Source organism: Streptomyces sp. NPDC048484, assembly GCF_040651415.1.
In the GTDB taxonomy this organism is placed as follows: domain Bacteria; phylum Actinomycetota; class Actinomycetes; order Streptomycetales; family Streptomycetaceae; genus Streptomyces.
On the sequence record NZ_JBEZJY010000074.1, the window covers coordinates 1 to 20,096 of the forward strand.

19 protein-coding genes are annotated in these 20,096 nt (G+C 68.1%); 7 read left to right on the top strand and 12 right to left on the bottom strand.

All coding sequences use genetic code 11. The features are described from left to right. Positions 1-125: 125 nt before the first annotated feature. From mctP to AB0D14_RS41505, 5 genes are all read right to left on the bottom strand, one after another. Positions 126-1,754 (bottom strand): monocarboxylate uptake permease MctP, encoded by a 1,629-nt coding sequence (gene mctP, locus AB0D14_RS41485; RefSeq protein ID WP_362789650.1) that lies wholly within the window; start codon positions 1,752-1,754, stop codon positions 126-128. After that, positions 1,751-2,032, bottom strand: a complete 282-nt coding sequence (locus tag AB0D14_RS41490; RefSeq protein ID WP_362789653.1) for a DUF3311 domain-containing protein — start codon at positions 2,030-2,032, stop codon at positions 1,751-1,753. Before AB0D14_RS41490 ends, mctP begins: the two co-directional genes overlap by 4 nt. Positions 2,033-2,249: 217 nt before the next feature. Continuing rightward, positions 2,250-2,459, bottom strand: a complete 210-nt coding sequence (locus tag AB0D14_RS41495) for a YbdD/YjiX family protein (RefSeq protein WP_362789656.1) — start codon at positions 2,457-2,459, stop codon at positions 2,250-2,252. Further along, positions 2,422-4,608 carry a carbon starvation CstA family protein gene (locus AB0D14_RS41500; protein ID WP_362789659.1) on the bottom strand — a complete coding sequence of 729 codons (2,187 nt, stop codon included), beginning with the start codon at positions 4,606-4,608 and terminating at the stop codon, positions 2,422-2,424. The genes AB0D14_RS41495 and AB0D14_RS41500 overlap by 38 nt, the downstream gene beginning before the upstream one ends. A 306-nt stretch (positions 4,609-4,914) precedes the next feature. Continuing rightward, positions 4,915-5,679: a GntR family transcriptional regulator gene (locus tag AB0D14_RS41505; RefSeq protein ID WP_362789662.1), complete on the bottom strand. Its 765-nt coding sequence runs from the start codon at positions 5,677-5,679 to the stop codon at positions 4,915-4,917. 429 nt (positions 5,680-6,108) lie between these two features. On the opposite strand from AB0D14_RS41505, the gene AB0D14_RS41510 reads away from it, so the two are divergent. The 4 genes from AB0D14_RS41510 (at position 6,109) to AB0D14_RS41525 (ending at position 10,934) form a co-directional block, all read left to right on the top strand. Next, on the top strand, positions 6,109-7,386 hold the full coding sequence (locus AB0D14_RS41510; RefSeq protein WP_362789665.1) for an extracellular solute-binding protein: 1,278 nt from the start codon (positions 6,109-6,111) through the stop codon (positions 7,384-7,386). 111 nt (positions 7,387-7,497) lie between these two features. Next, on the top strand, positions 7,498-8,520 hold the full coding sequence (locus tag AB0D14_RS41515; protein ID WP_362789724.1) for a sugar ABC transporter permease: 1,023 nt from the start codon (positions 7,498-7,500) through the stop codon (positions 8,518-8,520). After that, complete coding sequence (locus AB0D14_RS41520; protein ID WP_362789668.1) at positions 8,517-9,347, top strand: carbohydrate ABC transporter permease; 831 nt, start codon at positions 8,517-8,519, stop codon at positions 9,345-9,347. Before AB0D14_RS41515 ends, AB0D14_RS41520 begins: the two co-directional genes overlap by 4 nt. Positions 9,348-9,356: 9 nt before the next feature. Next, positions 9,357-10,934: a glycoside hydrolase family 3 protein gene (locus AB0D14_RS41525; RefSeq protein ID WP_362789671.1), complete on the top strand. Its 1,578-nt coding sequence runs from the start codon at positions 9,357-9,359 to the stop codon at positions 10,932-10,934. 157 nt (positions 10,935-11,091) lie between these two features. Here the strand turns inward: AB0D14_RS41525 and nagB are convergent, their stop codons facing one another. Both nagB and AB0D14_RS41535 read right to left on the bottom strand, forming a co-directional pair. Next, the gene (gene nagB / locus AB0D14_RS41530) at positions 11,092-11,877 is read right to left on the bottom strand and encodes a glucosamine-6-phosphate deaminase (RefSeq protein ID WP_362789674.1); all 786 of its coding nucleotides are present in this window, start codon (positions 11,875-11,877) and stop codon (positions 11,092-11,094) included. A gap of 199 nt (positions 11,878-12,076) precedes the next feature. Further along, entirely contained in the window at positions 12,077-12,829 is a 753-nt protein-coding gene (locus AB0D14_RS41535; RefSeq protein ID WP_362789677.1) for an SDR family oxidoreductase, read from the bottom strand. Between the two features lie 94 nt (positions 12,830-12,923). On the opposite strand from AB0D14_RS41535, the gene AB0D14_RS41540 reads away from it, so the two are divergent. Continuing rightward, positions 12,924-13,568, top strand: a complete 645-nt coding sequence (locus AB0D14_RS41540) for a TetR/AcrR family transcriptional regulator (protein ID WP_362789680.1) — start codon at positions 12,924-12,926, stop codon at positions 13,566-13,568. Positions 13,569-13,997: 429 nt separating this feature from the next. Continuing rightward, on the top strand, positions 13,998-15,464 hold the full coding sequence (locus AB0D14_RS41545) for a PAS domain-containing sensor histidine kinase (protein ID WP_362789727.1): 1,467 nt from the start codon (positions 13,998-14,000) through the stop codon (positions 15,462-15,464). A 336-nt stretch (positions 15,465-15,800) separates the two neighbouring features. Here the strand turns inward: AB0D14_RS41545 and AB0D14_RS41550 are convergent, their stop codons facing one another. Next, positions 15,801-16,058 carry a WhiB family transcriptional regulator gene (locus AB0D14_RS41550; protein WP_016639615.1) on the bottom strand — a complete coding sequence of 86 codons (258 nt, stop codon included), beginning with the start codon at positions 16,056-16,058 and terminating at the stop codon, positions 15,801-15,803. 318 nt (positions 16,059-16,376) lie between these two features. Beyond that, positions 16,377-17,345, bottom strand: a complete 969-nt coding sequence (locus tag AB0D14_RS41555; protein ID WP_362789683.1) for a diacylglycerol kinase family protein — start codon at positions 17,343-17,345, stop codon at positions 16,377-16,379. A gap of 169 nt (positions 17,346-17,514) precedes the next feature. Here AB0D14_RS41555 and AB0D14_RS41560 point away from each other — a divergent pair, with 169 nt between their 5' ends. Continuing rightward, positions 17,515-17,964: a hypothetical protein gene (locus tag AB0D14_RS41560; protein WP_362789686.1), complete on the top strand. Its 450-nt coding sequence runs from the start codon at positions 17,515-17,517 to the stop codon at positions 17,962-17,964. A 53-nt stretch (positions 17,965-18,017) separates the two neighbouring features. Here AB0D14_RS41560 and AB0D14_RS41565 read toward each other — a convergent pair whose 3' ends face one another. The 3 genes from AB0D14_RS41565 to AB0D14_RS41575 form a co-directional block, all read right to left on the bottom strand. Further along, the gene (locus tag AB0D14_RS41565; protein ID WP_362789689.1) at positions 18,018-19,163 is read right to left on the bottom strand and encodes an RNA polymerase sigma factor SigF; all 1,146 of its coding nucleotides are present in this window, start codon (positions 19,161-19,163) and stop codon (positions 18,018-18,020) included. Continuing rightward, a complete protein-coding gene (locus AB0D14_RS41570) occupies positions 19,160-19,573 on the bottom strand; it encodes an anti-sigma regulatory factor (protein WP_055512819.1) in 414 nt (137 codons plus the stop codon). Before AB0D14_RS41570 ends, AB0D14_RS41565 begins: the two co-directional genes overlap by 4 nt. 251 nt (positions 19,574-19,824) lie before the next feature. Further along, entirely contained in the window at positions 19,825-20,085 is a 261-nt protein-coding gene (locus AB0D14_RS41575) for a UBP-type zinc finger domain-containing protein (protein ID WP_362789692.1), read from the bottom strand. Positions 20,086-20,096: the final 11 nt, after the last annotated feature.

Below are 20,096 nucleotides of genomic sequence, written 5' to 3' on the forward strand. Positions count from 1 at the left end.
GTCCTCAAACGCCGGACGGGCTGGAGATCCAGACCGTCCGGCGTTTGAGGACGAGGGTTCGGGGGCCGGCCCCCGAGGCAGTGACGGGACGGGCGGGGGCGGCGGGGGTGGCGGGGGCGAAAACCCTAGTGCCCGGCCCCCGCGGTGGCTGGCGGCAGCTCCACCTGGACTCCCTTGTCGCCCGCGTCCACCGTGTAGTCCTCGGCCGAGGTCTCGTCGACGCCGTCGGGAGCATTCACGGCCTTCAGGACGAAGGTCAGCACCACGGTCACGACCACGTTCAGCACGAACGCAGTCAGACCGATGTACCCGATCTCCCCGATGCCCGGAATCTCCTTCGAGGAACCACCGAAGTGCTTCTGGCTCGGCGAGGCCACCCCGTAGGCGGCGAAGGTGCCGTACACCATGCCGACCGCCCAGCCCGCGAGCAGCGCCCAACGGTGGAACCACCGGGTGAACAGGCCACCGACCAGCGCCGGGAAGGTCTGCAGGATCCAGATGCCGCCTAGCAACTGGAAGTTGATCGCCACGGTCTTGTCCATGGTCAGGACGAAGACCAGCGCGCCCACCTTCACCAGGAGCGAGACCAGCTTGGAGACCTTGGTCTCCTGGGCGGGAGTCGCGTCGGGCTTGATGAAGTCCTTGTAGATGTTGCGGGTGAACAGGTTCGCCGCGGCGATGGACATGATCGCCGCCGGCACGAGCGCGCCGATACCGATCGCCGCGAAGGCCACGCCCGCGAACCAGTCGGGGAACATGGTCTCGAAGAGCTGCGGGATCGCCAGCTGCCCGTTGTCCACCTTGATTCCGGCCGCGATCGCCATGAAGCCGAGCAGCGCGAGCAGGCCCAGCATCAGCGAGTACAGCGGCAGGATCGTGGTGTTGCGCCTGATCACCTCACGGCTGCGGCTGGACAGCGTCGCCGTGATCGAGTGCGGGTACATGAACAGCGCGAGCGCCGAGCCCAGCGCCAGCGTCGCGTACGTCCACTGACCCGCCTCGCCCGGTGCCAGGGCGCCGCGTGGGGCGCCGGTCGCCGGGTTGGGCTGGCTGTACGCCTCGCCCGCCTTGGCGAAGATCTCGTCGAAGCCGCCCAGTTTGATCGGGATGTAGATGATCGCGACCACGATGACGATGTAGATCAGCGTGTCCTTGACGAACGCGATCAGGGCGGGCGCGCGCAGCCCGGACGAGTATGTGTACGCGGCCAGCACGCCGAAGGCGATGAGCAGCGGCAGGTCCTTCACGAACCAGTTGGTGTCCTCACCGCCACCGACGCCCATCACGTCGAGGACGGCCTGGATGCCCACCAGCTGCAGCGCGATGTACGGCATCGTCGCCAGGATGCCGGTGACGGCGACCGCGAGCGACAGCCCCTTCGAGCCGAAGCGCCCGCGCACGAAGTCCGACGTCGTCACGTACCCGTGCTTGTGCGACACCGACCAGAGCCGGGGGAGGAAGGTGAAGATCAAGGGGTAGACCAGGATCGTGTACGGGACGGCGAAGAAGCCGGCCGCGCCCGCCGCGTAGATCGCCGCCGGGACCGCCACGAACGTGTAAGCCGTGTAGAGGTCGCCGCCGAGCAGGAACCAGGTGACCCAGGTGCCGAACGACCGTCCGCCCAGACCCCATTCGTCGAGGGTCTGCTCGTTGTCGGAGCGGCGCCAGCGCGAGGCCAGGAAGCCCATGACCGTGACGGCCAGGAAGAAGAAGATGAAGACGGCGAGTGCCACGCCGTTCACGCCGTCGTTCATGCGGACGCGCCCCTGTTCTGGTTCTTGCGGGCGCGCTGGTCACGGTTCCACAGCTTGTACGCGGTCATCGTGAGCGCGGTCGAGATGAGCACCCACAGCATCTGGTACCAGTAGAAGAACGGGATGCCGATGAAGGTCGGGTCGATTTTCGCGTACGACCCCACCCAGAGCATCGCCACGAACGGCGCGATCAGGCAGAGGGCGATCACCACGCGGACCGGCGTCACCACCGGCGGATTCCCTTCGTGCGCTCTTGGCTCATCCGGTGTTTCTGACATACGGCGGCTCCGTCCCCTCACTGATCACCTGTGCAACGCGCAGGAAATCTAAGGGACGGGTCCGCGTTATGGAACCCCTGTCCGCATAACGGATGCACCGTGTCGTTCTCTGTGTCGTTCACCGTGTAGTTCAGCAACGGCACCGTCCACGGAACCTCCATGACGCCATCCACGGAACCATCCATGGCAACGGCGTCAACAGCACATGGCAACGGCGTCAACAGCAGCGGAAGCCCTGCCGGGGGTCCTCCTCCTGACGGTCCGTGCGCATCCGCTCGAACTCCCGCCGCGAAGGCACGTCCGCATCGTGCCGGTCCCTTCGCACATGCGCGACGTAACGGTCGTACGCGGACTCGTCGGTGAACTCCCGTACGTACCAGCGCACCGCTCTAACCGCTCTGACCGCCCGGTTCAGCGCCGACCGCATCGCGTATCTCCTCCTTCTCCTCCTTGGTCGGGATCAGCCCGGCCGGAGCGACGATCTGCGACTCGACGTACGGCGCCTCGCTGAGCGTGGAGAGCGCGGGACGGCGTACGTGCCTGATGCACACCCTCGTCGCGTCCGCGATCACGATCACGATGAGCAGGGCGAGGGCCGCCGTGAGGACACCGTCGACCGTGGAGTTCGTGACGACGGTGTGCATGTCGTCCATGTTCTTGGCGGGTGCGATGAGCTCGTTCCGGTCGATGCCGTCCTGGTAGACCGAGCGCTGCTTGAAGAAGCCGACGCGCGGGTCGCTGGAGAAGACCTTCTGCCAGCTCGCGGTCAGGGTGACCGTGGCGTCCCAGACGAGCGGAATCCCGGTGATCCAGGCCCATTTGAGGCGCCCGGACTTCACCAGCAGGGTCGTGCAGACCGCCAGGGCGACTGCGGCGAGGAGCTGGTTGGAGATGCCGAAGATCGGGAACAGCTGGTTGATTCCGCCGAGCGGTTCATGGACGCCCACCCACAGGAAGTAGCCCCACAGACCGCAGACGATGCCGCTCGTGATGACGAGGCCCGGCTTCCAGCTCACGTTCTTGAAGGGTTTGTAGATGTTGCCCAGGGTGTCCTGGAGCATGAAGCGGCCCACCCGGGTGCCCGCGTCGAGCGCGGTCAGGATGAACAGCGCTTCGAACATGATCGCGAAGTGATACCAGAACGCCCGCAGACTGCCCCCGGTGACGTCGGAGAAGATCTCCGAGACACCGATCGCGAGCGTGGGCGCGCCGCCGGTCCGCGACAGCAGGGACGTCTCCTCGACGTTCTTCGCCGCGGCTGCCAGCTCCTCGGGGGAGATCTGATACCCCCAGCTGCCCACCACCTGGGAGGCGTTCTGGACCGTGTCCCCGATGACTCCGGCGGGCGCGTTCATCGCGAAGTACAGGCCCGGGTCGATGATGGACGCCGCGACCAGCGCCATGATCGCCACGGACGACTCCATGAGCATGGAGCCGTACCCGATCATCCGGATCTGCGTCTCCTTCTGGATCATCTTCGGCGTCGTGCCGGATGAGATCAGGGCGTGGAAGCCCGAAAGCGCCCCGCAGGCGATGGTGATGAAGACGAACGGGAAGAGCGAGCCGGCGAAGACCGGCCCGTCGCCCTGCGAGGCGAAGTCCGTCACCGGGTCCATCTTCAGGGTCGGCAGCGTGATGACGACCCCGAGCGCGAGCAGCACGATCGTGCCGATCTTCATGAACGTGGAGAGGTAGTCGCGGGGCGCCAGCAGCATCCACACGGGCAGGATCGACGCGATGAATCCGTACGCCACCAGCCAGATGACCAGTGTCGAGGGCGCGAGCGTGAACGTGTCGGCCCAGGACGACTCGGCGACCCAGCGTCCGGCGACCAGCGCGAACAGCAGCAGCGCCACGCCGATCAGTGAGACCTCGGAGACCCGGCCGGGCCGCAGGACCCGCAGGTAGAAGCCCATCAGCAGGGCGATCGGGACCGTCATCGCGATGGAGAAGGTGCCCCACGGCGACTGGGCGAGCGCGTTGACGATGACCAGCGCGAGCACCCCGAGCAGGATGATCATGATGGCGAAGGCGGCGATCAGGGCGGCCGCGCCGCCGAACGGGCCGATCTCCTCGCGCGCCATCTGGCCCAGCGACCTGCCGTCCCGGCGGGTGGAGAAGAACAGGACGACCATGTCCTGGACCGCCCCCGCGAAGATCACGCCGACGATGATCCAGATGGTGCCGGGCAGATACCCCATCTGCGCGGCCAGCACAGGACCCACCAGCGGCCCCGCGCCCGCGATCGCCGCGAAGTGATGGCCCAGCAGCACCCGCCGGTCGGTGGGATGGAAGTCGATGCCGTTGTTGAGGCGCTCGGCGGGCGTGGCCCGGGTCCTGTCGACCTTCAGAACGTTGTGCGCGATGAACTTCGAGTAGAAGCGATAGGCGATGGCGTACGAGCCGAGGGCGGCGGCGACCATCCAGGCGGCCGAGACCTCCTCGCCCCGCGAGAGCGCGAGTACGGACCAGCCGGCCGCGCTCACCAGCGCGACGAGGGTCCAGATGACGATGCTGCGGGGACTTGCCTTGCGGGGACCTTGCGGAGATGGCGTCCGGGGGCTGTCGGTGCGCACGGGTCGTCCTCCCGTTCATGGGTGACGGGAGGACCGTAGAACAGGATGAGAACCAGCGCTACACCACGTGCACCAGCAGTCGTGCTCCTGGCGAACTCCCTTACCCCCATGGGGGCTTGGGGTGCGAGCAACTGTCGCCTTCAGGGGCTCGGTTTCAGGGGCCCGGGGCTGTGTCGCTATGCGGCTTCGCCGCGTGGGCGCGAGCAGCCACAGCGAACCCGCGCCGACCACGCACCCCGGCAACCCCAGTAACCCCGGCAACCCCAGCGACCCAGCAACTCCAGCGCCCCAGGGACCCTAACCGCCTCAGTCCGTGGGCCTCTTCAGCCGCGCAACGAACTTGTACCGGTCCCCCCGGTATACCGACCGCACCCACTCCACCGGCTGCTCGTCCTGGTCGATCGAGTGCCGGGACAACATCAGCATCGGCAGCCCAACGTCCGTCCCGAGCAGCCCCGCCTCCCGCGGAGTGGCCAGCGAGGTCTCGATCGTCTCCTCGGCCTCGGAGAGGCGCACGTCGTACACCTCCGCCAACGCCGTGTACAGCGACGTGTACTTCACCAGCGACCGACGCAGCGCGGGAAACCGCTTCGCGGACAGATGCGTGGTCTCGATGGCCATCGGCTCCCCGCTCGCGAGTCGCAGCCGCTCGATGCGCAGAACCCGCCCGCCGGCCGTTATGTCGAGGAGCTCGGCAAGCGTGTCGTCGGCGGTGATGTAACCGATGTCCAGCAACTGCGAGGTCGGTTCAAGCCCCTGCGCCCTCATGTCCTCGGTGTACGAGGTGAGTTGCAGCGCCTGCGACACCTTCGGCTTGGCGACGAACGTGCCCTTGCCCTGGATGCGTTCGAGGCGCCCCTCGACGACCAGCTCCTGGAGCGCCTGGCGCACGGTCGTGCGTGAGGTGTCGAACTCGGCGGCGAGTGTGCGCTCGGGCGGTACCGGTGTACCCGGCGGCAGCGTGTCCGTCATGTCGAGCAGGTGCTTCTTCAGGCGGTAGTACTTGGGCACGCGCGCGGTACGGATGGGGGCCCCACCCTCGTTCTCCGCACTGCTGACGTCGGTGCTCATACTCTGCCTTCCCGGCTCCGGATGCCGATGCGGCCGACGTACGCGCCGGCCACGGCTCACATCGTGGCACGCCCAGTCGTGCGAGTGTCCTCCCGCACGCTGCGTGATCTCCTCTATATACCGTCGGGGTCCCTTTTGGTCTAGTCCACCGTGTGGGCGGGATGGGTCGAGGGCGCCGCCACGACCTGTGCGCGGGCGCGCCCGCGCCGCGTCCGTTCTGTCTCGCGTGCAGTGAAAGGTCCCTGCATATGTAGGTCGCGTAACGGACGGCCGAGAGCGGCTTTTTCACCCTTGACACCCCTCTAGGTCTAGGCCAAGCTCCCCGTACTGGTCTAAACCATTGAGGACCAGGTCCCAGCCCCACGGGCAGTACTCGTCGTAAGTCACGCGGTGGGCAGGGGGGTTGCTGGCATCCCTGAGGAGGATGACGTGAATCGCAAGCTCATCGCGGCCGTCGGTGTCGCGGGCATGTTGATGTCGGTCGCTGCCTGTGGCGGCGACGACGGTGACAGTGGCGGCAAGACGGGGGCCGACGGTTTCAAGGGTCAGACCCTGACCGTCTGGGCCATGGACGGCTCCACGCCGCCCGGCTGGACCAAGGGCGTCAAGGCGGCCTTCGAGAAGAAGACCGGCGCCAAGCTGAAGTTCGAGACCCAGCAGTGGGACGGCATCCAGCAGAAGATCACCACCTCGCTCTCCGAGGAGAACCCGCCGGACGTCCTGGAGGTCGGCAACACCCAGACCCCCGCCTACGCGGCCACCGGAGGTCTCGCCGACCTGACGGACCTCAAGGCGGAGATCGGCGCCGACTGGACCAAGACCCTCAACGAGTCCTCGGTCTTCGAGGGCAAGCAGTACGGCGCCCCGTGGTACTTCGCCAACCGTGTCGTCGTCTACAACAAGAAGGTCTGGGCCGACGCCGGCATCAAGAACACCCCGAAGACGCGGGCCGAGTTCTTCGACGCCCTCAAAGCCATCGACAAGAAGACCGACGCCGAGCCGATCTACCTGCCCGGCCAGAACTGGTACTTCTTCGACGGACTGACCATCGGCCAGGGCGCCGACCTGGTGAAGAAGGACGGCGACAAGTACGTCTCCAACCTCGCGGACCCGAAGGTCGGCAAGGCCATGGAGATCTACAAGGAGTACCAGTCCTACTCCAAGGCCCCCAAGGACAAGGACGAGGCGACCCCGCAGCAGGCCGAGGTCTTCGCCAAGGGCAAGGTCGGCGCCTTCGTCGGCATGGGCTGGGAGGCCGGCACGGCCATCGCCGCCAACAAGAAGATAGAGAAGGACATCGGCTACTTCACCATCCCCGGTGAGACCGCCGACAAGCCCGAGGGCGTCTTCCTCGGCGGCTCCAACTTCGCGGTCGCCGCGGGCAGCGAGAAGCAGGAGCTCGCCAAGGAGTTCCTGAAGGTCGCCCTGTCCGACAAGTTCGAGGGCGCGCTCGCCAAGGAGAACGGCGTCATCCCGAACAAGGAGTCGCTGCAGACCAGCCTTGTGGGCAACGGCGCGGCCGAGGCCGCCGCCCCGGCCGCGGCCGGCGGTGGCACCACCCCGCTGATCCCCGAGTGGGCCGCCGTGGAGAACGACCCGAACCCCATCAAGGCCTACATGACCGCGGTCCTGAAGGGGAAGTCGCCCGCCGCTGCCGCCAAGCAGGTCGAGGCGGAGATCAACAAGCGGCTCGCGCAGAGCAGCTGACCGCCTTCGAGCTGATCACCTCCGTGCCGGGGACGGCCGTGTCCGTCCCGCCCGTCCCCGGCACGCCGGCGCATCGAACTGCGACTCCCGATGGTGGAAGAGATGGCGAGCATGTCAGTGCAGACCAAACGCACGGACACAGGCACAGGCACGGCCGCGGCGCCCGGTGTTCGTAAGACCGACGTACCCCCGCCCACCGATGACACAGGTGACACAGGCGCAGGCACGGGCCCGGACAGAAAACGCGGCGGCGCGTCAGCCCCGTACCTGCTCCTGCTGCCCGCCCTGATCGCCACGGTGATCCTGCTCGGCTGGCCGCTGATCAAGAACGGCATACTGTCGTTCCAGAACCTCAACCCGCGCCAGCTGATCCTCCACCTCACCGAGTGGCGGGGATTCGACAACTACACGGACGTCCTGAGCAGCTCGGACTTCTGGAAGGTCGTCGAGCGGACGGTCCTCTTCACCGCCGTGAACGTCGTCCTCATCATGCTGTTCGGCACGCTGATCGGTCTGCTCCTGGCCCGGCTGGGGAAGCGCATGCGGCTGTTGCTGCTGCTCGGCCTGGTGCTGGCCTGGGCGATGCCGGTGGTCGCCGCGACCACGGTCTACCAGTGGCTGTTCGCCCAGCGCTTCGGCGTCGTCAACTGGCTGCTCGCCAAGGCGGGCTGGACGTCGATGGCCGACTACAACTGGTTCGGCACCCAGCTCTCCACCTTCTCCGTGATCACCCTGCTGATCGTCTGGCAGTCCATCCCGTTCGTGGCGATCAACCTGTACGCCGCCACGACCACCATCCCCAAAGAGCTGTACGAGGCCGCCTCCATCGACGGGGCCGGCACCTGGAAGAGCTTCACCTCCGTGACCTTCCCCTTCATGCGGCCGTTCCTGTGGGCGACGACCTTCCTTGAGGTCATCTGGGTCTTCAAGTCGTTCCCGCAGATCTTCGCCATCAACAGGGGCGGCCCCGACCGGCTCACCGAGACCCTGCCGATCTACGCGTTCGTCGAGGGCCCCGGCAACCAGCACTACGGGATGGGAGCGGCGATCTCGTTCCTGACGATCCTGATCCTGCTCGGCCTGACGGCCTACTACCTGCGTACCGTTCTCAAGCAAGAGGAGGACGAGCTGTGAAACGCTCCCTGACAGCCCGGCTGTGGCCCAACGCGACGGCCCTCGTCCTCTTCGTCGTCTTCGCGTTCCCCGTCTACTGGATGTTCGCGACCTCGCTGAAGCCGACCGGCGACATCATCGCGGACGACCCGGTCTTCGTGCCGACCGACATCACCTTCGACCACTTCCGGCGGGCCCTCGACGCCGAGCACTTCTGGACGCTGGTCGGCAACTCCCTGACGGTGACCGTCCTCGCGGTGGTCTTCTCCCTGGTCATCGCGCTGCTCGCGTCCTTCGCGCTGGCCCGCATGCGGTTCAGGGGACGTCGCGGATTCATCCTGACCTTCATGGTCGCGCAGATGGCGCCCTGGGAGGTCATGGTCATCGCGATCTACCTGATCGTGCGCGACGCCGACCTCCTCAACAGCCTCGTACCGCTCACCGTCTTCTACATGATCATGGTGCTGCCCTTCACCGTCCTGACGCTGCGCGGATACGTCGCCGCCGTGCCGAAGGAACTGGAGGAGTCGGCCATGGTGGACGGCTGCACCCGCAGACAGGCCTTCGTGAAGGTCATCTTCCCGCTGCTCGCCCCCGGGCTGATGGCGACCTCGCTCTTCGGCTTCATCACGGCGTGGAACGAGTTCCCGCTGGTCCTGATCCTCAACAAGGACATCGAGAAGCAGACGCTCCCGCTGTGGCTCTCCAGCTTCCAGACGGCGTTCGGCGACGACTGGGGGGCCACCATGGCCGCCGCCTCGCTCTTCGCCATCCCGATCCTTGTCCTCTTCGTCTTCCTCCAGCGCAAGGCCGTCAGCGGGCTCACCGCCGGCGCGGTGAAGGGATAACGCCACCCGATGACCACCATCGCCTCCGGCACGGACACGCTGACCCGTGACGCCCTTGCCGTCCTGCAGCCCGGCTTCACCGGGACCTCCGCTCCCTCCTGGCTGCTCCGGCGGCTCGCCGAGGGCCTCACCTCCGTCGGCCTCTTCGGCCGCAACATCACCTCTCCCGACCAGCTCACGGCCCTGACCGCCCAGCTGCGTGCCGAACGCGACGACGTACTGGTCGCCATCGACGAGGAAGGCGGTGACGTCACGCGCCTGGAGGTGCGTACGGGATCGTCGTTCCCCGGCAACCACGCGCTCGGCGCGGTCGACGACGTGACGCTGACCGAGGCCGTCGCCCACGAACTGGGCCGCCGACTCGCCGCCTGCGGGGTGAACTTCAACTGGGCGCCGTCCGCGGACATCAACTCCAACCCCAGCAACCCCGTCATCGGCGTACGTTCCTTCGGCGCCGACACGGCCCTGGTCGCCCGCCACACCGCCGCGTACGTCTCCGGACTCCAGTCCGCCGGAGTCGCCGCCTGCACCAAGCACTTCCCGGGCCACGGCGACACCGCGGTCGACTCCCATCACGCGCTGCCGCGCATCGACGCCGAGCTGTCGGTCCTGGAGTCCCGCGAACTGGCCCCGTTCCGCGCGGCCATCGCGGCCGGCACCCGAGCCGTGATGAGCGCGCACATCCTGGTACCGGCCCTCGACCCGGCCCACCCCGCGACCCTCTCCCGCCGCGTCCTCACCGGGCTGCTGCGCGAGGAACTCGGCTTCGACGGACTGATCGTCACCGACGGCATGGAGATGCAGGCCATCTCCGCGACCTACGGCATCGAACGGGGCAGCGTCCTCGCGATCGCCGCCGGCGCCGATGCCATCTGCGTGGGCGGGGGACTGGCCGACGAGGCGACGGTCCTCCGACTGCGGGACGCGCTGGTGGCGGCGGTCCGCTCGGGCGAACTCCCCGAGGAACGACTGGCGGACGCGGCCGCCCGAGTACGAACCCTGGCCGCCTGGACCGCCACGCCCAAGGGGGACGCACCGACCGGACTGCCGGCCCCGGCACCGGCCCCGGCTCCGACGCAGGCCCCGACCCCGGCACCGGTGTCCGCATCGACAAACGGCTCGCGGTCCCCGTCGGCCGGCGGCACCGAGATCGGCCTGGTGGCGGCCCGGCGCGCGCTGACCGTCACGCGCGGACAGCACTGCACGCCGGTCACCGAGGCGCCGTACGTCGCGGCCTTCACCCCCGTCGCCAACATCGCCGTCGGAGACGAGACCCCCTGGGGTGTCGCGGTCGAACTGCGGCGCATGCTGCCGGACACGGAGACCGGGAGCTTCACGGGGGAGGGGGCCGGGGCCGAGGTGCTCGCGGCCGCCGGATCGCGCCGCGTGGTCGCCGTCGTCCGCGACGTCCACCGCCACGCCTGGATGGCCGAGGCCATCGACACACTGATCGCAGCCCGCCCCGACACGGTCGTGGTCGAGATGGGCGTACCCCAGGCACCGCCCCGCGGCGCCCTCCACATCGCCACCCACGGCGCGGCCCGCGTTTGCGGGCTGGCGGCAGCGGAGGCCATCGCCGGGGCGTGACCCCGCCGGCCACGCTCACACAGATGAAGGTGCCGGGTTCACCACGGGGGAATCCGGCACTTTCTTACATCCCACCGCGCACTCACGCCGACGACTCACGCCGTCGGCCTGCGGTGACCCCGCCACGGCGACCGGCGCCGTCGGTCCGCAGCGGTTGCTATATGCCCTGCCACGCCGGCTTGTTGGCGTACGTGTGCCGGAAATAGTCCGCCAGCTTCAGCTTGGACGCGGCCGCCTCGTCCACCACGACCGTGGCGTGCGGGTGCAGTTGGAGCGCCGATGCCGGGCACACCGCTGCGACCGGTCCCTCGACAGTCGCAGCCACGGCATCGGCCTTGCCCTCACCCGTGGCGAGCAGCACCAGGTGCCGTGCCTCCAGGATCGTCCCGATCCCTTGGGTGATCACATGATGCGGAACCTGCTCGATGTCACCCTCGAAGAACCGCGCGTTGTCGACCCGCGTCTGCCCGGTCAGCGTCTTGATCCGCGTGCGGGAGGCGAGTGAGGAGCACGGCTCGTTGAACCCGATGTGCCCGTCGGTCCCGATACCGAGCAGCTGTAGGTCGACCCCGCCCGCCTGGGCGAGCGCCTTGTCGTACGCGTCGCATGCCGCTCGTATGTCCTCGGCGGTCCCGTCCGGCCCCATGAACGCGGTCATGTCGAGCCCCAGCGGTTCCAGCACATCGCGCCGCAGCACGGACCGGTACGACTCGGGATGCTCGGCCGGCAGTCCCACGTACTCGTCGAGCTGGGCCACCCGTGCCCGCGAGGCGTCCACGGCACCGGAACCCACCTTCGCTGCCAGCGCCTCGTAAATGGGCAGCGGCGTCGAACCGGTGGCTACCCCGAGGAGGGCATCGGGCTTGTGCAGGAGCAACTCCGCCATGGCTCCGGCAATGAGCTCGCCACCCGTTTTGGCGTCCGAGACGATGACAACTTCCACGCTGGGCCTGCCGTTCTGAAGGGGAACTCACCTGCATATGTGGTATAGACCAATCTAGCAGAATGCCCTTCCGTAGTCGCGCTTCCCCGGACGGCTGTCGCCTGCCGCGACGGAGGCCGCGAGGGACGATCCGACAGATGCCCGACGTGTCCGCCCCGCCCGCCCTGTCCCTCCCCGGTCAGGTCGGCGTCTCGAGCGCTCAGGTCAACGAACCCCCCGTCGCGTCCATCCAGTGCCCCGTCACCCATCGGCCCTCGTCCGAGGCGAGGAACGCCACCACGTCGGCGACGTCCGCCGGTGTGCCCACTCGTCCGAGTGCCGATATCGCCGCGGCCCGTGCCCACGCCTCGTCGCTCGACCGCAGCCAGTCGGAGGTGTGGTCGGTTTCGATGATGCCCGGCGCCACCGTGTTCACGGTGATGCCCCGGGGGCCCAGGACCTTGGACAGGTCCCGCGTGAAGATGTCCAGGGCGCCCTTCGTCATCGCGTACGCCATGTTCTCGGGCATCATCGCCGTACGTGCGAGGCCCGATGAGATATTGACGATCCGCCCGCCGTCCCGCAGCCGGAGCACGCCGAGCCTGGTGACGAAGTGGGGCGCTTTCACGTTCACCGCGAAGAGCCGGTCGTACTCGGCCTCGTCGATCTCGTCGAACGGGTGCGACGTACCGATCCCGGCGTTGTTCACCAGGATGTCCAGGCCGTCCGCGTGCCGGTCGAACTCCCGCCACAGTCCGTCTGCGTCACCCGGCACGCCCAGCTGCGCCCGCAACGCGAACGCGGAACCACCCGCGGCCCGGATCGCCTCCACCGTGTCCCTCGCCGCGTCCTCGCCACTCCCGTAGTGCACGGCAACCCGTGCGCCGTCCCGCCCGAGCCGCTCGGCGATACCCCGCCCGATCCCCCTGCCGCCGCCCGTCACCAGTGCTGTCCTGCCCGTGAGCACGCCCATGGCCACCCCTCCATTTTTCCCTAGTGGTCGCTACAGAAAAAACCGTATCGCAGCCCACTGAAATTTTTCTAGTACCCGCTATAAAATCCACCCCATGGTGAACAGACAGACGGCCGGCCGACAGGCGGGGCCGGGATCCGAGGCCGGGCCGCGAGGCCGCGGCCGCCCCCGCTCCTTCGACCGCGAGACCGCGCTGGAGAAGGCGATCCTCGCTTTCTGGGAGCACGGCTACGAGGCGACCTCCGTCTCCGGCCTCACCGAGGTGATGGGTATCGGCGCCCCCAGCCTCTACGCGGCCTTCGGTGACAAGCGCTCCCTCTTCGAGGAGGTCGTGAACGTCTACGGCACGCGGTACGGCTCGTTCGGCGACCGCGCGCTCGCCGAGGAGGCGACGGCCCGCGCCGCGGTGGAGCGCATGCTGCGTGAGGCCGCGGCGGAGTACACCGAGCCCGGCCGCCCACGCGGCTGCCTGGTCATCCACGCCGCCACCAACTGCACCAGCCCCGAGGTGGAGGGCTCCCTGCGTGAGCGGCGCAATGCCAACATCGCCGCCATCGAGAGCCGTATAAGAGCCGGTGTCGCCGCGGGTGAGCTCCCCGCGGACACGGATGCGGCGGCCATGGCCCGGCACACCGGCGCCATGGTCCAGGGAATGTCCCAGCAGGCCCGCGACGGAGCAGGCAAGGAGCAACTGGAGGCCCTCGCCGAACTCGCCATGCGAATCTGGCCCCGCTCCTGAACCGCGCGGGGATAGGCTGCGTGGTGGATGTCGTATGCGAGTTGTTGGATTAAGAGACAACAACAAACATCCGGCAACGCATGGACAGCCGGAGTGGTCTAGTCCACAATCGTAGGCAAAGCTTGAGAATGCAACGGAATGATCAAGCCAGCTGAATGACCGAGCCTTTTGAACGACCAAGCCTCCGCCTTCCCCGCACAGGAAGGCGGATCGAGGAGCCGGCGCTCTCTGCCCTGACTGCACCGGATCCTCATCCTTCGGCCGATCGGGACCGCACACCCCGCGGCCGATGTTGCTCCGGGCTGCGGTGCCGGGAGGGCTGAGGGTCCCTCTCAGGCGCCGCGGCCCGCGGGTGTCTCCGGGGCCCGTGCGGGTGGCCGATTTCGGGCCTTCTCGTATGCGACGGGTACGCTCGCACACGTGCCCTCCATGAACGACCTCGTACGCCAGCACACCGCCCTCGGTGCCTCCGACCTCGAGTGGCTGCATCTGCTGGTCTCGGAGTGGCAGCTGCTCTCCGATCTCTCCTTCGCCGACCTCGTCCTGTGGGTTCCCACCCGCGACGGCACCCGTTATGTCTCGGTCGCCCAGATGAGGCCCAACACGGGCCCCACCTCTTACCAGGACGACATGGTCGGTCACCTCGTCCCGCGCGGCCGCCGCCCCATGCTGGACGCCGCCCTGGACGAGGGCCGGATCGTGCGCGAGGGCGACCCGGAGTGGCGTGAGGAGGTCCCCGTACGGGTGGAGTCCATCCCCGTACGCAGAGAGGGCCGCATCCTGGGTGTCATCGCCCGCAACACCAACCTGCTCACGGTGCGCACGCCCTCGCGGCTCGAACTCACCTATCTGCAGAGCGCGTCCGACCTGGCCCAGATGATCGCGGCGGGCTCCTTCCCGTTCCCCGATCAACAGGTCGACATGGATGCCTCGCCACGTGTGGGTGACGGCCTGATCCGGGTGGACGCGGACGGCGTCGTCCAGTACGCGTCACCGAACGCGCTGTCGGCGTACCACCGGCTGGGCCTCGCCGCCGACCTCGTCGGTCACCACCTCGGCAAGACCACCGCCGAACTGGCCCCGTCCCGAGGTCCGGTGGACGAGGCGCTGGCCAAGGTCGCCAGCGGCTGGGCGCCCCGCGAGTTCGAGATCGAGAGCAACGACGGCGTGATCCAGCTACGGGCGATCCCGCTCAAACCCAAGGGCACGCGGGTCGGTTCCCTGGTCCTCCTGCGGGATGTGACCGAACTGCGCCGCCGCGAGCGCGAGTTGATCACCAAGGACGCGACCATCCGGGAGATCCATCACCGGGTGAAGAACAACCTCCAGACGGTCGCGGCCCTGCTGCGTCTCCAGGCCCGCCGTATCGAGTCCGACCGGGGCCGTGAAGCCCTCGAAGAGGCGGTGCGCCGGGTCGGCTCGATCGCCATCGTGCACGAGACGCTCTCCCAGAACCTCGACGAGCGCGTGGAGTTCGACGAGATCGCCGACCGGGTGCTCGCCATGGTCGCCGAGATCTCGCCGGGAAAGGTCGTCGGCCGGCGAACCGGCCGCTTCGGCATACTCGACGCCGAGGTGGCGACCCCGCTCTCCATGGTCCTCACCGAAATCCTGCAGAACGCCCTGGAGCACGGCTTCCGCGAGGGCGAGCGGGGCACGGTCGAGGTGTCCGCGGTCCGTGGCGGCACGTCGAAGGAGAACCGCCTCCTGGTCACGGTCCAGGACGACGGAGTGGGCCTGCCCGAAGGCTTCGACCCGCACCGCTCGGGCAATCTCGGCCTGCAGATCGTACGGACTCTGGTGGAGGGCGAGTTGGGCGGCACCTTCGACATGGTCCCGGCGCCGGAGCGCGGAACACAGGTGGTGCTGGACATCCCGGTGCAGAACCCCAAGTAACCCAAGTAGGCCGAGTGACCCGTGTAACCCACATCACGCAGGCCGCCTAAGTAATCCAGGCAGGCCGACGTCACATCAGCCCCTCACGACCGCCCCGCACCATTACGTAACGAACACGCTGCGTAATATTCACCGGTGGACCAGGCTGCGGAGCCGACGCGTGGCGGGCGGTGAGAGCGCGATCGCAAACAGCAATGAACCCCGGACCACTGGGTGGGTCCGGGGCTCACAGTGTCATTCGGTTGTGCGCATCGGGGGTACTGCGCGCTGCGGCTCGGGGGCGGGAGATGCGTACTCGCTGTACGCGCCGCCAAGCTCAGGCTGTGGGGCGGGTTGTCAGGCGGAAGCCTGACGGGCCCTGTTGCGGGCGGCACGGCGCTTCATTGCGCGGCGCTCGTCCTCGCTGAGGCCACCCCAGACGCCGGAGTCCTGGCCGGACTCGAGCGCCCACTGCAGACACTGCTCCATGACGGGGCAGCGACGGCAAACGGCCTTGGCTTCCTCGATCTGCAGCAGCGCAGGACCGGTGTTGCCGATGGGGAAGAAGAGCTCCGGGTCTTCCTCGCGGCAAACGGCGTTGTGACGCCAGTCCATGGCTGCTACCTCTCCTTGGTATTACGTGCACGTTGCTTGTGAATGTGAACGCTTTCACGAATCCCTCAACAAGTGAAGGGCCGACTACCAGACGGACTGGCGTGGTCCTTGAAGTGAGGAGGGGGTTCCGGCGCTCTGTGGGGGCGATGTTGCGGCCCGTCCCGAGCGCCACGTAGAGACTCGCAAACCTCAGCGGCGGATACAACCCCTACCGGAAAGTTTTTTTTGATTCCTCGGTGTCGACTAGGTCACAGCCGTACTTCCATGGGGTGGATCCTGGCCTAAACGTTCGAGTGGAAGGACTTTAGCCCGTTCCGCTCACACAATCACACGCAGTGCACGACGAACGCCTGTGAACGCGACGCTTGTACGCAGTCCGAGGTGGTCGCCGTCCATCTGCAAGGGGAGCGGGACCTTCGAATGCAAGGTGAAGTCCGTCAGGTCATGCAGCGACACGGCGTGCTTGCCATGGGGGCCCCGCTCGGGGGACGAAGTGAGCAACTGGGTGCCATACCGGGCAACAGAGCCCGTCGACATGCGGCTGAGACCCAGTACGTCGAGGCCGGTATCGAACGAGGCCTTAGGTGACGCGTACACCGGGCGATTACCCAGATACGTCCACGGAGAGGTGTTGCAGACTATCGACAGCACCAAATCGGTCACCGGTTCGGAACCCGGGCGCTCCAGCGTGATGGTGCCGCGGCGGCGGTGGGTCTCTCCGAAGAACTGCCGCATCGCCTGGCGCAGGTAGAGGGAGTGCGTGGAGCGCTTGCCGCGCTCACGGTGCTGTTCGACCCGGCCGACCACTCCGGCGTCGAAGCCCAGGCCGGCGTTGAAGGTGAACCAGCGGGCCGGGACACCCTCGTCCTCGCTGCCCGGCGTGCCCGCGGCGAGACCCAGGCCCACCGTGCGCTCCCGGCCCTCGCGCAGGGCGTCCAGGAGGGCGCCCGTCGCCTCGACGGCGTCGTTGGGCAGGCCCAGGGCGCGGGCGAAGACGTTGGTGGAGCCGCCGGGGACCACGGCGAGGCCGGGCAGACGGTCGGGGTCGGGGCCGTCGTGCAGCAGACCGTTCACGACCTCGTTGACCGTGCCGTCGCCGCCGAGGGCCACGACCAGTTCTATGTCCTTGCTCTCCGCGGCCTGCCGGCCGAGGTCTCTGGCGTGGCCGCGGTACTCGGTGGTGACCGCTTCGAGTTTCATCTCACTCGCCAGCGCGTGGATCAGGACGTCACGCGTGCGTGCGCTGGTGGTGGTTGCTGCCGGATTGACCACAAGAAGTGCACGCATGCGATGCAGCGTACCTACCGCTTGGTACTCGTCCCATACCGAGGTGAGGATCAGGTGAGACCCGGAGCGCCCGGGGAATGCCGACCGCCTGGACGATGAATGCCCGCCGCCTGGCCGGGGAGTGCACCGGGGCCGTGGTGGGACAGGGGGCGAGGGCTACCCTTCAGAGGTGAGCTCTGAGCAGAATCCCACCCCGGAAACCCTCGATGCCGAGCCCCGCCCCACGCGGCTGACCGCGGCGGCCGCACTCGCCGCGCTGGAGGGGATCGCCCTTGTCGCCGGGGGCGTCTACATGCTCGTGATGGGCCTCACCGGCCATCCCGACGACCGGGGGCAGGCGGTCACCGGTGGCGTGACGCTGATCGTGCTCGCCCTGCTGCCTCTGCTGGCCGCGCGGGGGCTGTTGCTGCGGCGCAGCTGGAGCCGGGGGCCCGCGATCATCACACAGATCATGGCGCTGCCCGTCGCGTACAACCTGCTCCAGGCCGACAGTCTCGCCATTCCCGGCGGGATCGCCCTCGCGGTGGTGGCGGTCGCGACGCTGGTGCTGATCCTGAACCCGGAGACGACGCGGGCGCTGGGGATCACCGGGCCGGGCGGAGTGCGGGAACCCGAGTAGCGGCAACCGCGCGGTTTCCCGCGCCCCTCACGGGGCGCGAGCCGTGGTACGTGCTACTCCTCCACCAGCAACTTCTCGCGGAGCTGGGCCAGCGTCCGGGCCAGCAGCCGGGAGACGTGCATCTGTGAGATGCCGACCTCCTGGGCGATCTGCGACTGGGTCATGTTCGCGAAGAAGCGCAGCAGCAGGATGCGCTTCTCGCGCGGGGGGAGGTCCTCCAGGAGCGGCTTGAGGGACTCGCGGTACTCGACGCCCTCCAGAGCCTCGTCCTCGGAGCCGAGCGTGTCCGCGACGGCCGGGGACTCGTCATCCGTGTCGGGGACGTCCAGGGACAGCGTGGAGTACGCGTTGGCCGACTCCAGGCCCTCCAGGACCTCCTCCTCCGAGATGCCCAGCTTCTCGGCCAGCTCGTGCACGGTCGGAGAGCGGCCGTGCTGCTGTGAGAGTTCCGCGGTCGCCGTGGTCAGCGCGAGCCGCAGCTCCTGCAGCCTGCGCGGTACGCGTACCGCCCAGCCCTTGTCCCGGAAGTGCCGCTTGATCTCGCCGACGACCGTCGGAGTGGCGTACGTGGAGAACTCGACGCCGCGCTCCGGGTCGAAGCGGTCGACCGACTTGATCAGGCCGATGGTCGCGACCTGGGTGAGGTCGTCCAGCGGCTCGCCGCGGTTGCGGAAACGGCGCGCGAGGTGCTCCACGAGCGGCAGGTGCATGCGGACCAGCTGGTTGCGCAGCTCCGCGTACTCCGGGCTGCTGCCATCCAGCTCGCGCAGCTCGATGAACTTGGCCCGCGCCCCGCTCCGGTTGTGGGGGTCGTGCTGTGTGCCCGACGCGCCGTTGTCGGCATTTCGCTCGTGCTCGTGCTGCTCGCTCATGATCCCGCCCGTCACCCGCCGCCGCCCTTCCAAGGACGTCCCCCCAGACTCCGTCCGGGGGGACCCCCACTGCGCGGCAACGTCTGGATCGTGTCGCCCGTCACTGCCGGAAAGCGCCTCGCGCTCGTCCTTGTCGATCGGCTCTCCCCGAGATGCCCCGGCCACCGGGGAACCGCTGTCCTCCGGGTGTGGCCGGGCCTGCTGCTCGGGAATGCCGTCGACGCCCTCCACCAGGTGCCGGGGCCCGCCCGGGCCGTCTGCGCCCCCGGCGGGGAGTTCCCGTGTGCCGCGCTCTTCGTCCCGCACCGGACCGTCCCCGTTCCTCACGCCGGCCCGGGTCCCGCGCCGCGCTGTTTGTAGAGGCTGATCGAAACGGTTTTGTCGTCGGCCACCGAGGAGGAGACCTTGCCTGCGAGAGCCGACAGCACGGTCCAGGCAAAGGTGTCCCGTGCTGGGGCGTGGCCGTCGGTGGTCGGGGCCGAGACGGTCACCTCGAGCGAGTCGTCAATCAGGCGGAAGACACAGCTGAGCACGGAGCCCGGCACCGCCTGTTGCAACAGGATCGCGCATGCCTCGTCCACGGCGATGCGCAAGTCCTCGATCTCGTCGAGGGTGAAGTCCAAACGCGCCGCGAGGCCGGCCGTGGCCGTGCGCAGCACCGACAGGTAGGCACCCGCAGCCGGCAGCCGGACTTCGACGAAGTCCTGGGTCGCGGGCTCGCCTGCGATCTGGGACACCCTCACCTCCAAGGTGGTACAAGCTCTTTCGGGGGCCGAGGGTCGCCCCCCGGGGTAACGCGCTACATGGTTCAGCGGTGACGCTATCGCGCTCTCAGGTGTCCTGTCCCCGGGACCCCAACCCCTTGCTGTCACTCATAGTAAACCTATGTATACGCACAGTGGCTAGGGGTCTGCGGGCCCAATTGGGAAGAGCGCGCGCCGGATTGACGTACCCAGACGTCAGACGGTCGAACCGTCCGGACCCCACGTCACACCAGTACGTGGTCGACGAAGCACCAGCACCACCTCTCACCGGGCTCGAAGGTCCGCATGATCGGATGTCCTGTCTCCTTGAAATGCTCCGTTGCGTGCCGTAGCGGCGACGAGTCGCAGCAGCCCACGTGCCCGCAGTCGAGACACAGTCGCAGCTGCACCGGATCGGAGCCCGCCGCCTGGCACTCGAGGCAGGTGTCGCTCTGTGGCGCGGGTTCTGGATGCGGCAGCGCGTCGGCGTGCGTGCACTGTTTCATGATTGCCAGAT